Annotated in this window: 9 protein-coding genes and 1 other RNA gene; all 10 read left to right on the top strand. The window is 38.7% G+C overall.

The genetic code is table 11. From position 1 onward, the window contains the following. Positions 1-127 precede the first annotated feature (127 nt). On the top strand, positions 128-625 hold the full coding sequence (locus ACYU0V_RS14035) for a thioesterase family protein (RefSeq protein WP_002121786.1): 498 nt from the start codon (positions 128-130) through the stop codon (positions 623-625). A 267-nt stretch (positions 626-892) separates the two neighbouring features. Then, on the top strand, positions 893-2,044 hold the full coding sequence (locus ACYU0V_RS14030) for an EmrA/EmrK family multidrug efflux transporter periplasmic adaptor subunit (protein WP_005070833.1): 1,152 nt from the start codon (positions 893-895) through the stop codon (positions 2,042-2,044). 6 nt (positions 2,045-2,050) lie between these two features. Further along, complete coding sequence (locus ACYU0V_RS14025) at positions 2,051-3,574, top strand: DHA2 family efflux MFS transporter permease subunit (protein WP_069031124.1); 1,524 nt, start codon at positions 2,051-2,053, stop codon at positions 3,572-3,574. 303 nt (positions 3,575-3,877) lie between these two features. Then, positions 3,878-5,863, top strand: coding sequence for a gamma-glutamyltransferase family protein (locus tag ACYU0V_RS14020; protein WP_461847952.1), 1,986 nt, complete (start codon positions 3,878-3,880; stop codon positions 5,861-5,863). Between the two features lie 161 nt (positions 5,864-6,024). Further along, positions 6,025-6,384: a transfer-messenger RNA gene (gene ssrA / locus ACYU0V_RS14015) on the top strand. 129 nt (positions 6,385-6,513) lie between these two features. Further along, a complete protein-coding gene (locus ACYU0V_RS14010; RefSeq protein ID WP_461847950.1) occupies positions 6,514-8,454 on the top strand; it encodes a DUF262 domain-containing protein in 1,941 nt (646 codons plus the stop codon). Between the two features lie 241 nt (positions 8,455-8,695). Continuing rightward, a complete protein-coding gene (locus ACYU0V_RS14005; RefSeq protein ID WP_461847948.1) occupies positions 8,696-9,289 on the top strand; it encodes a restriction endonuclease subunit S in 594 nt (197 codons plus the stop codon). A gap of 28 nt (positions 9,290-9,317) precedes the next feature. Beyond that, positions 9,318-11,555: a type I restriction-modification system subunit M gene (locus ACYU0V_RS14000; protein ID WP_461847947.1), complete on the top strand. Its 2,238-nt coding sequence runs from the start codon at positions 9,318-9,320 to the stop codon at positions 11,553-11,555. Further along, a complete protein-coding gene (locus ACYU0V_RS13995; protein WP_461847946.1) occupies positions 11,552-12,901 on the top strand; it encodes a restriction endonuclease subunit S in 1,350 nt (449 codons plus the stop codon). Before ACYU0V_RS14000 ends, ACYU0V_RS13995 begins: the two co-directional genes overlap by 4 nt. A gap of 36 nt (positions 12,902-12,937) precedes the next feature. Further along, positions 12,938-16,003: a type I restriction endonuclease subunit R gene (locus ACYU0V_RS13990; protein ID WP_461847945.1), complete on the top strand. Its 3,066-nt coding sequence runs from the start codon at positions 12,938-12,940 to the stop codon at positions 16,001-16,003. Positions 16,004-16,006 lie beyond the last annotated feature (3 nt).

Raw genomic sequence — 16,006 nt, 5'->3', positions numbered from 1 at the left:
CGGTATTACACTAGGATAGGTTGGCGGATATTCCATTACTGTCAACCGACTGCTGTATTGTAGCCCCATAATGCTGTATTTGTACAAAATTATGGGCGTTTATCATGCTTTTAAATTTAGGCAACATATGAGTGAAGAAAAGAAAAATTGGACTGGGAACATCCATTTAGGTGCAAAAACAGACCTGACTGTGGTTCTCAACCAATTATGTAAGGCGTTTAATAGCTCTCCTTTTTTTAAGCATAGTGGAATGATTATGCGTGTGGTGGACGGGCACATTGAAGGCTATATTGAGATGCAACCCAACCTGATTGGCAATTTGGCATTTCAGATTTTGCATGGCGGTGTTGCTGCAACTTTGCTCGATAGTATTGGTGGAATTGTGGCAATGGAACACCTCTATCGCCGCTCAACTCCCGAAACTTTAACTGAAACCATTAAGCAAGTGTCGCGTTTGGCAACAGTCGACATGCGTGTAGATTATTTAGCACCGGGGCGTGGTAAATATTTTATTGCACGTGCCGAAGTATTACGTTTAGGTCGTAAGGGCTGCACCATGCGCATGACCATGGTCAATGATGAAGATAAAGCGATTGCTGCCGGCATTGCTTCATATGCCTATTAAGCAATGAATTGAACCCTTTGAAAGCGCCAAGTGCGCTTTTTTTAGTGTATAAAAAGCAGAAATTTTTACAAAAACTTTGAGATAAACATTAATTTAATTAGAACGAACGCATGAGTTATAAATTTTTATTCTCATATTATGAGGTTTTAGCGTTAAAATTAGCTCCTTTGACAATGCGGTATGTCTTGTTTATAGAAAAATAAAAACTCTATAACAAGGTGTAGTGCGAGATTGATGGCAAAGCCAACTCATCTTTAGGAACATACCATGACTGATGCACAAAGCAATGTACAAGAAACAGTGCCAACAACATCTGCCTCGGATGAAAACAATCAAAACAAGCGCAAAAAATTTCTTGGTTTTTTTGCGCTGATTTTGTTGATCGCCGCTATTTTGTATGCAATCTGGGCATTATTTTTAAATAATTCCGTGAGTACGGATAATGCCTATGTCGGTGCAGAAACCGCGCAAATTACTTCAATGGTAAGCGGACAGGTCGCTCAGGTTGTCGTAAAAGATACCCAAACGGTACATCGTGGTGACGTGCTGGTTCGTATTGATGACCGTGATGCCAAAATTGCATTAGCTCAAGCTGAGGCAGAACTTGCCAAAGCAAAACGCCAATACAAACAAACTGCGGCAAACAGTAGTTCTTTAAACTCTCAAGTTGTGGTGCGTGCTGACGAAATTAACAGTGCCAAAGCACAAGTTGCTCAAGCACAGGCAGACTATGACAAAGCTGCTTTAGAACTCAACCGCCGTGCACAGCTTGCTGCCTCTGGTGCAGTGTCTAAAGAAGAACTGACTAAAGCACAAAGTGCAGTTGAAACAGCCAAAGCAGGGCTAGAGCTTGCTAAAGCTGGTTTAGCGCAAGCCTCTTCGAGCCGTAAAGCTGCCGAAAGTACTTTAGCTGCAAATGAAGCGTTAATTCAGGGTGTAAGCGAAACTTCGACACCTGATGTACAAGTTGCACAAGCACATGTTGAACAAGCTCAGCTTGATTTGGAACGTACCGTGATTCGTGCGCCAGTCGATGGTGTGGTTACGCGTCGTAATATTCAAGTCGGTCAACGTGTTGCACCGGGCACCAGCATGATGATGATTGTGCCGCTCAATGATTTATATGTAGATGCGAACTTCAAAGAAAGTCAGTTGAAAAAAGTCCGTCCGGGTCAGGAAGTCACGCTGACTTCAGATTTATATGGTGATGACGTTGAATATCACGGCAAAGTGATGGGCTTCTCTGGTGGTACAGGCTCTGCCTTTGCCTTAATTCCGGCTCAAAACGCAACAGGAAACTGGATTAAAGTGGTTCAACGCTTACCGGTTCGTATTGCACTTGACCCAAAAGAACTTGCTGAACACCCACTGCGTGTTGGCTTGTCGATGGAAGCAAAAGTCGACTTATCTGCGAAGTAAACGCTTATGAAAACGCAAACACCTTTTGCCGAACTAAGCGGTGGCCGTTTAATACTGGCAGCGTTTGTTATTGCCTTGTCGAACTTTATGGTCGTGCTCGATACGACCATTGCCAACGTATCTGTACCGCACATTACCGGTAACCTTGCCGTTTCAAGTACACAAGGGACATGGGTTGTTACGTCGTATGCTGTTGCAGAAGCGATTTGTGTACCTTTAACAGGTTGGCTTGCAGGTCGCTTTGGAACCGTTCGGGTTTTTATTTTTGGCCTGATTGGTTTTACCATTTTTTCTTTTCTGTGCGGCCTAGCAAACTCGTTAGGGATGCTGGTATTTTTCCGTATTGGACAAGGTCTTTGCGGTGGCCCACTCATGCCACTCAGCCAAACCTTGCTGATGCGTATTTTCCCTCAAGAAAAACATGCGCAGGCGATGGGCCTATGGGCCATGACTACCGTCGTTGGACCAATTTTAGGACCAATTTTGGGTGGTCTGATTAGTGATAATCTGTCTTGGCACTGGATTTTCTTTATTAACTTACCGGTTGGTATTATTTGTGTTTTAGCGGCAATGCGCTTGTTAAGAGTGGCTGAAACAGAAACGGTTTCTTTAAGAATCGACACGGTCGGTTTAGGTCTGTTAATTCTGTGGATTGGTGCGCTACAGCTCATGCTTGACTTAGGGCACGAACGAGATTGGTTTAACAGCACCAGCATTATCGTTTTGGCTTTAACTGCCGCCATTGGCTTTGTGGTGTTCCTCATATGGGAGCTCACCGACAAACACCCCGTCGTAGATGTGAAAGTCTTTAGGCATAGGGGCTTTGCTATTTCGGTACTGGCCTTGTCGCTCGGCTTTGGAGCATTCTTTGGCAGCATTGTACTGATTCCGCAGTGGCTGCAAATGAACCTTTCCTACACTGCGACATGGGCCGGATATTTAACCGCAACCATGGGCTTTGGTAGTTTGACCATGTCACCGATTGTGGCAAAGCTCTCGACCAAACATGACCCACGCGCACTGGCAAGTTTTGGTTTGATTTTGTTGGGTGCTGTTACCTTAATGCGAGCATTCTGGACCACAGATGCCGACTTTATGGCGTTGGCTTGGCCGCAAATCTTACAAGGTTTTGCTGTGCCATTTTTCTTTATTCCACTGTCGAATATTGCACTCGGTTCGGTACTCCAGCAAGAAATTGCATCCGCTGCGGGTCTTATGAACTTCTTAAGAACCATGGCAGGGGCGATTGGTGCTTCAATTGCAGTGACCGTGTGGGACGACCATGCCAAAGTTGCACGCAGTGAAATGGTGTCAAACCTTCATACGACTGAAGTGCAAAACACACTTTTGCAAAATGGTTTTACGGCTGACTCGACCTTAGGAATTATTTCAAACCTTGTCGATAAAGAAGCGATTACCATGTCGGCAAACCATGTATTTTTGCTATTTGCGATGGTGTTTGTCTTTGCGGGACTTGTCATTTGGCTGTGTCCAAAACCCAAACAGGTCAGCGGTATGCCTTCTCACTAAGCACCAAAAAGCATCTCTTCGGAGGTGCTTTTTTTAGGCCAACTACAAAATGAGTGAGTTTATAAATAGGAAATTTTGCCTGTATTTAAAGAAATAAAGCATGTCAGAATTGGGCAAATCAGTTATAAAAGAGTGTGATAACAAGCAAGGAGACATCGCACAGAGCACAAAATAAACACCCTCAATCATTTAATAATATTAAAACTTTATTTTTATCAAAGATTAAAAAACTGAAGACCTGAAAACAAAGAAGCTTGCATGGCAATTGCATGGATAGGCAGGCGTATATATTGGAGTTATCACGTGAATAAAAGATATTCATTTTTGTTCAGTAGTTTATTAGCAGTCGGTTTATTACAAGGATGTGGAGATGATTCCTCGTCAGATCAGCCCAAGGATGATTCAAATACAACCCCACCCAATTTAATTGTAGATAATGACCCGACCAGTTGTAGCAAACTGGCACAAGACGGTTCAAGCGTGGTGGTCGGTTCAAACCAAAATGGTGACCCAGCCGCGCCAGAGGGTGCATCGGGTTATAGACTCGGTAACACGGTTAAATACGCAGATAAATATATGGTGGTGGCAAACACACCACTTGCGGTAAAAGCGGGCTGTGATGTTTTAAGAGCAGGCGGTAGTGCAGTCGATGCAGCCGTAGCAGTACAAGCCGTGCTTGGTTTGGTCGAGCCACAGTCGAGTACCATTGCTGGTAGCGGTTTTATGATGTATTACGATGCCAAAACCAAACAAGTCACTGCCTATGATGGTCGTGAAACCGCACCTGCTGCAGCCAACGAATTTTATTTAATTCGCCAAGATATATATGACCCCAATTCACCTCCGCCTGTACCAAGTGCGCGCCGTAGTGGTCGCTCGATTGGCGTGCCGGGTGTGATGCGTTTGCTTGAACAAGCACAAAAAGAGCATGGCAAGCTTGAATGGAAACAGCTTTTTGGTGAAGCGATTAGTTTGGCTGACAACGGTTTCCGCATACCGGGGCGTTTGGCAGATGCCATTGCAAGTAATGCAAACAGCTTAGCGCTTGATGCAAATGCAATGGCAACCTATTTTCATTCAGATGGTTCACCACGTAAAGTCGGTGAGACCATGACTAATAAGGCTTATGTAAAAACCCTAGAAGCCCTTGCTGTACAAGGGGCAAATGCGTTGCACACTGGTCCAATTGCCCAAGCGATTGTGGAAAAAGCTGCACAACCATTTGGGGATGACCCAGCAAAAACTCCAATTACCCCAAGCTTAATGACCTTGCAGGATTTATCGAACTATCAGGTGAAAAAACGCGACCCGATTTGTACGACGTACCGTGACCGTTACTATGTATGTACCATGCCACCTCCATCTTCGGGAGGGATTGCAGTTGCACAGACGCTAGGTATTTTAGAAAACTTTGATATGTCGCTTTATCCACCTAAAAACCCTGAAAATGAAGGCGGTGTGCCCGATGTGATGGGCGTACATTTTGTGTCTGAAGCAGAGCGTTTGGCCTACGCCGACCGTGACAAATATGTGGCAGACACCGACTTTGTCGCTTTACCAGCACAGGGTATACCAAGTTTTATTGATAAAAATTACCTGAAACAACGTGCCGCACTGATTAACCCGAACCAGAGTATGGGCGTTGCACCAGCAGGTAATTTCAATACAGCAGCAGGTGTGGATACCACTGTTGAACATGGCACAACTCAGTTCACGATTGTAGATGCCTATGGCAATGTGGTTTCAATGACATCGACTGTTGAATCGAGCATGGGTTCTTTCCACATGGTGGATGGTTTCTTGCTGTCAAACCAGTTAACTGACTTTAGCGCGAACCCTTATGACAGCACTGGGGCGCTAGTTGCCAACCGTGTAGAAGGCGGCAAACGCCCACGTAGTACTATGGCACCAACCTTAGTGTTTAAAGGCACCACGCCAGATGAGTTTTATATGGCAACAGGTTCACCAGGTGGCGGTACCATCATTCAATATGTGGTTAAAACATTGGTGGGAGCATTGGACTGGAACTTAAATGCACAGCAGGCCACTTCACTTGTTAACTTTGGTGCGACCAATAGTAAAAACACCAATGTAGATAGCTCGAATGTGCAGCTTTCTTTAGTTGACCTGATTGAAGGTTTAAAAGCAAAAGGGCATGGCATCTCTAACACTGCGCAAACCAGTGGTATTTCAACGATTATGAAAGTAAATATAAATAATCAAAGTAAATACGCAGGTGGGGTAGACCCACGCCGTGAAGGGATTGTCTTAGGTAATGGAGCCTTATAGACCACACTTTAAAAAAAGCTGTCATTTTTGGCAGCTTTTTTATGAGGGGCCTTGAAAAAAACAAAAGGCTCTCCATTATTTAAATATGTTCATCAGTAGCAGACTGTTGATAAATTGCACAGCATTTTATTTTAGTTATGCTATGATGTTCAGACATTCATGGGGATGTTATTGGCTTCGACGCCGGTGATGAAACTCATAGATGCATGCCGAGAGCGCATTTTCTCTCGTAAATAAAATTTGCATTTTAATAGTCGCAAACGACGAAACTTACGCTCTAGCTGCCTAAGGGCAGTTTGTCCGCTTCCTAGAATACTTGTGGTTTAGGAACCCGACCGTAGCGCACGCACACAAGTCCGTATAGAGTCAAGCCTCGGGGCTTTATACCAAACTTAGAGGATCGCAACTTGTACCCTGTTCGTCGGGTCACTTGGTGTTAAAACAATAGACGATATCTAAGCATGTAGTATTCTCGAGCGTAGTGCTGGCGGACGCGGGTTCAACTCCCGCCATCTCCACCAAAATTCGTGAAAAGCCCTGGAACGTAAGTTTCGGGGTTTTTTATTGGAAAATATTTTATTAAAAAAATTTAAAGTAAGTACAATGCGATTCTTATTTTCTTGAATATAAAAACTTTAATTAGGTGTGTAATGCAAAATAATTTCGTTCAACAACTTCATACATTACCAGAGATTTTTGAGGGGAATTTTTTTTGTATCCCAGACTATCAGCGAGGGTATGCATGGGATGAAAAGCAGATTGATGAATTATTGAAAGATATTGATCATCTTCTTTTGGATACTTCAGCCGTTAGGCACTATACAGGTACACTTGTTTTATCACTGAATAAAGATCAGTCTAATCAATATCATATTGTAGATGGGCAACAGCGATTGACTACCTTAGTTATTTTTTTTAAATGTATTTCTCTAGTTGCTGATAAAGTTGAAAAAGAAAGAATTACCGTCAAATATCTAATACGAGGTGCTATAGGAAATGACCAATTTGTATTAAAGCTAAATACGGATACTCGGAAATTTTTTGAAAAAGTAGTATTGGCTGATGCTAATTTGGAAAATTGCCCAATTACATTAGAGTCACATGAGCGGCTATTAAACGCTCGTAATTTGATTGTCAAATGGTTAGATCAACAGACGTCTTCAGGGGTTTCCATTGAGCAGATTCTAAATATTTTAGAAGATAGATTAGGATTTTTAGTTTACTCACCAGTAGAAGATGCCGAAACAGGTATCATGTTTGAAGTTATTAATAACAGAGGCAAACAGCTCAGCGAATTAGAGAAAGTTAAAAATTATTTAATCTATTGTTCTATAAAGCTCTCAGCTTTGTCATTAAGAGATGAAATTACAGAACATTGGTCTGATATTTTACAATCATTGAATAAAGCCAAGAAAACATCACCAGCTGAAGAAAGTTCATTTTTAAGATATTGTTTAGTCGTTTTTTTTAAAATGAATAAAACTGATAGTCAATATGGGTATGATGTTCTTAAGGATAGAATAAAAATAGATCAATTTTTGCAGTCCAGTGAAAAGAAAAAACAAACAATAACCAAACTACAAGAGTTTATTCAGTTTTTAAAATTAGCTGCAAAGTGGTATGAACACCTTTATGCTCCTAATTATGTCGGTTTAGACAAGACCATAAAACCACTTATTGAAAACATTAGAGCTCAAAATGTCCATGCTTCAATCATGCCTTTATTCCTAGCACTGGTACTAAAAAATAAAGGAAAAGGAGAGATTCTTGAACGTCATCTTCAATTATTGGAAAAATTAAATTTTCGAGTCTACATTGCAAACGGTATGACATCGAGAAAAGATACAGGTCAGGGTGACTTATATCAGTATGCGAGTAGATACTACTATGGGAATTTGTTAGACAGCTCTATTGCAGTGGAAAATAGAGTAGTTGGAAAAACAACACTAACAAATGATGACCAAGCATTGGAATATTTACTGGTTAGTTTTACTCAAAAACGTGCGCATGATGGTTGGTTCGAAGCCTCATTTTATTTGGATGGTAAGAGTTCTTTTGATTTTTATGGGTGGAGAGGACTTCGCTACTTTTTAATGAACTATGAATCTTTTTTACAACCTAATAAGACTATCAATATAGATAAGATTTTAAAGAGTAGATCATCTGGTAAAACCAATGATTATTTGTCGGTAGAGCATTTGTGGGCGACAGAGAATAGAAATTTTGAGGGGCAAAATTGTAGAGAAGTTGATCGTTATCAAAAAAGAAGACTTGGCAATTTCGTTTTACTTGAACTCCGTTTAAATATTCAAGGTACTAATGATGATGCATGGATCAAAGCAGATCGATATCTTGAAGGGTTTGAACAAGAAGCTCCAACAGATTTATATCATGTACGACTAGCAGGAAAAAGTGTTCGGAAAACCTTTAACATTATGAGTGATGTCAAGAAAACCATTAATTATTATTCTGATTTTTATAGTGAAATTATTGCTGAACAGGAAGAGCGTTACATTAAGTTTGCGATGAAAAGATGGTCGTTAAAGGGGTATATTGGTTATAAAAGACATCACGAAGAATTGGAAAATTAAAAATTTTTATTTTGCAGTACGATAAAAAGTGCAAAATATATTTGCATTAACAAAGGAAGCATCGTATAGTAACTTCATGCAGTAAAGAGCTCAGTACGAGCTCTACTGCATGATTTGAAAAGTTGAGATTTGGCGATCAGATAACTTTTCAAAACAAAACTCGCTAATCACAGGAGACTTTGTTAAACAGATTATATCTGAAAAATAACAAAGTACTCCAAGTTTATTAAAAGGAAAAACTATGGAGACGAAATTAAAAAATATTGCTGAAATTTATACAGGCTTTACTCAACGCCCTCCTGAAAAATCAGTAAATACTTTTGATTTAAAAACGATTCAAATTAAAGATTTAACCAAGGAGCAAGTCATCATTTTAGATGATCAACTGGTTGATCTTGAGTGGTCTTATGATTCGAAGCCACAATATTTAAAGCATAATTCACTCATTGTTGTTGCACGTGGAGAACCACGAGTATATGTATTCAAAGGTCAGCAAGTGGATCAGGTTGCTGTGAGTAACCAATTTATTGTAGTGAATTTGAATGTTGATAACATCAAACCCGAATTTTTAGCTTGGTACTTTAATCATTCACAAGCAATGCGATCTTATTTTGAAATGAATAGTCGAGGATCATTGCTCATGATGCTCAGTATTTCGACTTTAAAAGAAGCGGAAATAGTTATTCCTTCTATGTTTCAACAAGAAGAGATTCTTCGACTTGCCGAAGAAGCACACAATGAAGCTTTAATATTCAAACAATTGACAGCTTTAAGAGCTGAATACAATCAAGCGAAGAGCGAACAAATTTTAGTGCAAGCCCAAGTGGCGCAATAAACCGAATTTTTGGAATTGGAGAAATGAAATGTCAAATGAAGTAAATCAACACCCACAGCACTCTAAACTTGTTGGATTAGTTTGGAGTATCGCTAATATTATTCGTGGACCTTATCGTCCACCGCAGTATCGTCGTGTGATGTTGCCGTTAATTGTATTAGGGCGTTTTGATGCAATTCTTGCACCGTATGCAGATGAGATGAAAGCAAGCTATGAAAAAGCTGTGGCGAATTTGCAGGATAAAGCCCCGAATGTCTTTTTACAAAAGCAGTTGAGCCAAATTGCGGATAAAGATCGTAAGCAAAATCTTTATAACATCAGTGGTTTTAATCTACAAAAACTGTTGGATGATCCAGATCAATTTACGGCAAATTTAACAAAGTATATTGATGGTTTTTCACCTAAAGCAAAGGATATTTTTGCCAAGTTTGAATTTGCTAAAGAAATTGAAAAACTTGATGATGCCAACCGTCTATATAAAGTCTTCCAAGAATTTCGTAATGGTTTGGTAGAGTCAGGTTTAAGCCTTGCACCTAGTAGCGTGAGTAACTTACAAATGGGCTACCTATTTGAAGAGTTAGTACGTAAATTTAATGAACAGGCAAATGAGGAAGCAGGGGATCACTTTACTCCTCGTGAAGTGATTGAATTAATGGTGAACTTAATCTTTGAAGAAGATCAGGACGAACTTGTTAAAGCAGGCGTACACCGCAGTATTTACGACCCTACGGCAGGTACAGGTGGGATGTTATCGGAGTCTGAAAAATTTCTTAAGAAATACAATGACAGGATTAGTCTTGATATGTATGGGCAGGAATATAACCCTGAGTCATATGCGATTTGTTGCTCTGATTTATTGATTAAAGATGAACCTGCTGAAAATATTGTTTATGGTGATACGCTTGGTGTGAAAAATGCCAAAGAAAAAGATGGTTATGTCCCGCATGATGGTCATGCAGATAAAGACTTTCACTATATGTTTTCAAATCCTCCTTTTGGTGTGGAATGGAAAAACCAAAAAGACTTTATTGATGACGAAGAGAAGCAAGGATTTTCAGGTCGCTTTGGAGCAGGCTTACCACGGATCAATGATGGATCGTTGTTGTTTGCTCAACACATGATTTCTAAAATGAAAGCTTCGCCTGAAGATGGTGGTGAAGGTTCACGTATTGCCGTGGTATTTAATGGTTCGCCATTATTTACAGGTGATGCAGGCAGTGGTGAAAGTAATATTCGTCGTTGGATTATCGAAAATGATTGGCTTGAAGCGATTATCGCTTTACCTGATCAGATGTTCTATAACACAGGTATTTATACTTATGTTTGGATTATTTCGAACAAAAAATCTGAACAGCGTAAAGGTAAAGTACAGCTCATTGATGGTACAGCACATTATCAAAAGATGGCGAAGAGCTTAGGCAACAAGCGTAATGAATTATCTAAAGCACATATTGCTGAACTGACTAAGTTTTATTCGAAATTTAAAGATCAAGACACGAGTGCATTGATTCAAAACAAAGCTGGTGAGGCAAAGGTGTGTTCAAAGATTTTTAATAATCAAGATTTTGGTTATTTAAAGCTGACTGTTGAACGCCCATTACGTTTGAACTTTATGATTTCTGCTGAACGTATTGCTTTGTTAGATGAACAATCTGCATTTGAAAACTTGGCAAAGAGTAAGAAAGTAAAAGATACTGCTGAAATTTCGAAGGAAGAGCAAACAGGTCGTTTACAACAGGAAGAGATTAAAAAGGTACTTATTGCAAAAATTTCTGATCAGGTTTGGAAAAACCGAGATGCGTTCTTAAAAGTACTCGATCCAATTCTAAAAGGATTAACCTTTAAACTTGGCGCACCTGTGAAGAAAGCGATTTTAGAAGCTTTATCTGAGCGTGATCAAACTGCCGATATATGTAAAGACACTAAAGGTAATATCGAGCCTGATACTCAGTTGCGTGATACAGAGCTTGTTTCATTCCCTGACAATTTGACTTTACCTTTGCCTGTGAACTATGACAAAGAGCCTGACTTATCTAAGTTATTGCCATTGGTTAAAGCGCATTGTGACGCTTATTTAAAAGCGGAAGTTTTACCGCATGTGGCCGATGCATGGATTGATTATAGTAAAACTAAAGTAGGTTATGAAATTCCAATTAACCGTCATTTTTACGTATATGAACCACCACGCCCATTGGAAGAAATTAAGGCGGAGATTGTTCAGCTTGAGCAGGAGATTATGCAGATGTTAGGAGGTTTGTCTGCATGAGTCAGTTACCACGTTACGAAAGTTATAAGGATAGTGGCGTACAATGGTTAGGGGAAATCCCTAACCATTGGAAAGCTACACGTATCAAGTTTTTAGGGGATATTGTTTTAGGATTAACCTACTCTCCCGAAGATGTAACCACAAGTGAAAGCGGGACTTTAGTTTTAAGGTCTTCTAATGTACAAAATGGGATGCTAAAACTAGATGATAATGTCTATGTGGAAAAAAGCATTCCCAAAAAAATGGTAACAACAGATCAAGATATTTTAATCTGTTCTCGAAATGGTAGTCGTGCATTAATTGGTAAGTGTGCATTAATTGAAGGCGAAGGTGTCGGGCAAGCTTTTGGTGCATTTATGACAGTACTTCGATCACCATATCGAAAGTATTTATATTATGTTCTTAGTTCGGATCTTTTTAAATTTCAAATTGGTAGCTTTTTAACTTCTACAATTAATCAACTTACTACTTACGCTTTAGGTAATTTTGAAATTGCATTTCCACCATTGGAAGAGCAAAAAGTTATTACTGACTACCTAGATAAAAGTCTCGCCCAAGTTGATGCACTGATTGCCAAGCAAGAAACCTTATTGGAAAAATTGGCTGAACAACGTGTGGCTTTGATTTCTCATGCGATGACTAAGGGCTTAAATCCTGATGTGGAAATGAAAGAGAGTGCTATTAGCACATTAGGTGAAATTCCTTTACATTGGGGAATCATCAAAAATAAATTTATTTTTGATTTTTCCAAAGGCTTGACTATCACAAAAGAGAATTTAGTTGATGAGGGGATTCCTTGTGTGAGTTATGGTGAGGTGCATTCTAAATTTGGTTTTGAAGTTGATCCTAATAAGCATCAATTAAAATGTGTACCTGAAACTTATATAGAAAGTGATGAAAATTCTTTACTTAAGTATGGTGACTTCATTTTTGCGGATACATCTGAAGATGTGAAAGGGTCAGGTAATTTTACCTATTTAAATAGCAATATTCCTACTTTTGCTGGCTACCATACGATTATTGCTAAAATGAGTAAGCTTAATAATCCAAGATTTTTAGCTTATATACTTGATACTGAAGAGCACCGTAATCAGATTCGTATGCTGATTAAAGGTGTAAAAGTATTTAGTATCACTCAAGCGATTTTGAAAAATACTTTTGTATGGTTACCACCAATTGAAGAACAAAATCAGATAGTTGATTATTTAGATCAAGAGGTTGAGAAATATCAACAAATTGGTCAAAGATATGAATTAACAATCAAAAGATTAAAAGAATACCGTTCAACCCTAATTACCCAAGTAGTTACAGGGAAGATCGATGTCCGAAATCTTAAAGTAAACTAAAAAAACATTGGGTCGTATTTTTTTGGGGGAAATGCCATGCATAGCGAATATTATTTTGAACAAGCCATCGAACAAAGCTTAACAACGGATGGAGGCTATGAAAAAGGTAACCCGAAAGACTATGACTCAAGAATTGCTCTATTTCCTAAAGATGTCGTTGCCTTTATTCAGGCAACACAACCAAAAACTTGGGAAAAAATTCATAATTCGTGTAAGGAAGAAACGGAAACTCGTATTGTTAATGATTTAGCACATGCCTTAGATACCGAAGGTGCATTGTCAGTTTTACGCCAAGGCTTTAAATGCTTTGGTAAAAAAATAAAAATGGCATACTTTGCACCCAATACTAGTATTAATAAAACTACCCAAGAACAATATGATGCCAATGTCCTTAAATGTACACGTCAGCTCCATACGGAATTTAATGAAATTCCAGATATGGTACTTTCATTGAATGGGATTCCATTGATCACGCTTGAACTTAAAAATGAGTTTTCAGCATCGGGTTGGAATGTTGAAGATGCCAAAATTCAATTCAAGAAAGATCGCAATGCAAAAGGACGTTTATTTGAATTTAAAAAACGTACTCTGGTTCATTTTGCAGTAGATACGTGTGAAGTCTATATGACAACGAAGTTGGATGGTGAAAATACCTTCTTTCTTCCTTTTAATAAAGGATTTATAAATGAAAAAGGTGAAATAGAAGCTGGAAATCCAACAGTAAATGGCGATGTAAAAACACACTATCTATGGACTGAAACCTTAGCTCGCCATAGCTTTATGGAAATTTTTGCTCGTTTTATGCATTTGAGTATAGAAACTAAAAAAATTAGAACTGAGTCAGGTTTTCGATATATCGAAAAAGAAACTATGATTTTCCCACGATACCATCAATTAGATGCTGTGCGTAAACTCACAAAACACAGTAAAGCCAATGGTTCAGGTCATAACTATTTAGTTTGGCATTCAGCAGGTTCAGGTAAATCAAATACTATTGCCTGGCTCGCCCATCAATTAGCATCGATGCACAATGCTGATGATCAGAAAGTTTTTAATTCAATTATTGTGATTACTGACCGTATTGTACTTGATCGTCAATTACAAGAAACGATTGCACAGTTTGAGCATAAAGATGGTGTGGTACAAAAGATTGATGAGAATACATTACAGCTTACCAATGCATTAGCTTCAAATGTACCAATCATAATTACCACAATCCAAAAATTTCCATACATTATGCAGTCAATTCGCACCCAAGCGAAAAAAGGAATTAATGTTGATTTAAGCACAGAGGGTAAGCGTTTCGCTGTTATCGTTGATGAGGCTCATAGTTCACAAACTGGCGAAACAGCAATGGAATTACGTAAAATTTTAAATAAGGATGGGATTGAATCTGCGATTGCTCAAGAATTTTTAGATGATGACGAAGAAGATGAAAGCGAATTAACTGATGATGTGAAAAAGCGTTTATTTGCAGAAGCCTCAAAGCGTAGTCGCCAACCCAATTTAAGTTTTTTTGCATTTACTGCTACGCCTAAATGGAAAACGCTAGCTTGCTTTGATGAAGCGGGTGATAGCGGAGAAGCTCCATTTCATCATTACAGTATGAAACAAGCAATTCAGGAAGGCTTTATTTTAGATGTCTTGGCAAACTACACCACTTATGGGCAGTACTATAAATTAATCAAAATTGCTGACAATGATCCTGAACTGGCAAAAAATAAAACTAAAGCTTTAATGGCACGTTTTGTTTCAATGCATCCGAGCGTGATTGCTCAGAAAGTAGAAATCATCGTAGAACATTTTAGAACAGTCACGATGCATCGAATTGGTGGTCGTGCCAAAGCTATGGTTGTTACGAATTCCCGTGAACAAGCAGTACGTTATAAATTGGCGTTTGATGAGTATATTAAAGAAAATAAATACACTGGAATTAAGTCTTTAGTTGCATTTTCAGGGAAACTTGAAGTTGATGGGTTGGAATATACCGAACCCAAAATGAATGGTTTTAAAGAAACAGAGCTTCCAGATCAATTTGATACTGATGATTATCAAGTGCTATTGGTCGCTGAAAAGTATCAAACAGGTTTTGATCAGCCTTTACTACACAGCATGTTTGTAGATAAGAAGTTATCTGGAATTCAAGCGGTACAAACTTTATCTCGTTTGAACCGCTGTGCTTATGGCAAAGAAGATACTTTCGTGTTGGACTTTGTGAATACTCATGAGGATATTTATAAAGCATTTAAGCCATATTACGAGTTGACTGAACTAGGTGATATTCCAGACGAGCAAAAGTTGAATAAGCTTGGGCATGATTTAGACCAATGGAAATTTTATTTCGAAGCAGATTTAAATGAGTTTGCAAATATTTGGTTTAAGGATCGGAGCAAGCTAACAGGGCATGAGCATAAGCAGTTGAATAGTATCATTGATCGTGCTGTTGATAAATATAAGAAAATTCATCCTGAAGATCTTGTACATCAACAAGCACAACAAAAGCTATTTAAAAGCCAATTACAAAGCTATTTAAATTTATATCTGTTTGTCTCACAAATCATGGACTTTACAGATTCAGAACATGAGCAACGTTATGCGTATTTAAAAGCTTTACTACAAAAGTTGCCTAAAGGTTCTAAGGAAAATGAAGTCGATTTATCTAAAATTGTTGAACTTCAGTTTTATCGATTGCAGAAAATAAGTGAGAATAGTATCGATTTGGGGCAGGGTGAAACGAATGCCTTAAAAGGTTCAACGGATGTTGGAACAGGACAGGCAGAATCTACGGATAATGTATCGCATTTGATTGATGAGTTAAATGAGGCATTCGGTACAGACTTTACAATAGCTGATCAATTGTTCTTTGATCAGATTGAGCAAGCAGCTATCGAAAATGAAGAAATTGTACAGGCAGTGAATGCAAACTCTTTAGATAGTTTTACTGAGTATCTATCTGGGAAGTTAATTGACCTCTTCCTTACTCGACTTGCTGGGAATGAAGAAGTTTGTAATAAAGTAATGAGTACAGAAGAATTAAGGAAAAAAGTCGCTAAACGATTGGCAAAACATATTTATGTTCGTACTAAGAAGAATATTTCATAGTAA

The organism is Acinetobacter sp. X9 (assembly GCF_054889255.1).
This window is presented reverse-complemented; position numbering and strand designations above follow the sequence as displayed.

Coding starts and splice junctions, on each gene's coding strand:
- ACYU0V_RS14005 (WP_461847948.1), top strand. CDS start 8,696: ATGGAGACGAAATTAAAAAATATTGCTGAAATTTATACAGGCTTTACT.
- ACYU0V_RS13995 (WP_461847946.1), top strand. CDS start 11,552: ATGAGTCAGTTACCACGTTACGAAAGTTATAAGGATAGTGGCGTACAA.
- ACYU0V_RS14030 (WP_005070833.1), top strand. CDS start 893: ATGACTGATGCACAAAGCAATGTACAAGAAACAGTGCCAACAACATCT.
- ACYU0V_RS14010 (WP_461847950.1), top strand. CDS start 6,514: ATGCAAAATAATTTCGTTCAACAACTTCATACATTACCAGAGATTTTT.
- ACYU0V_RS14000 (WP_461847947.1), top strand. CDS start 9,318: ATGTCAAATGAAGTAAATCAACACCCACAGCACTCTAAACTTGTTGGA.
- ACYU0V_RS13990 (WP_461847945.1), top strand. CDS start 12,938: ATGCATAGCGAATATTATTTTGAACAAGCCATCGAACAAAGCTTAACA.
- ACYU0V_RS14035 (WP_002121786.1), top strand. CDS start 128: ATGAGTGAAGAAAAGAAAAATTGGACTGGGAACATCCATTTAGGTGCA.
- ACYU0V_RS14025 (WP_069031124.1), top strand. CDS start 2,051: ATGAAAACGCAAACACCTTTTGCCGAACTAAGCGGTGGCCGTTTAATA.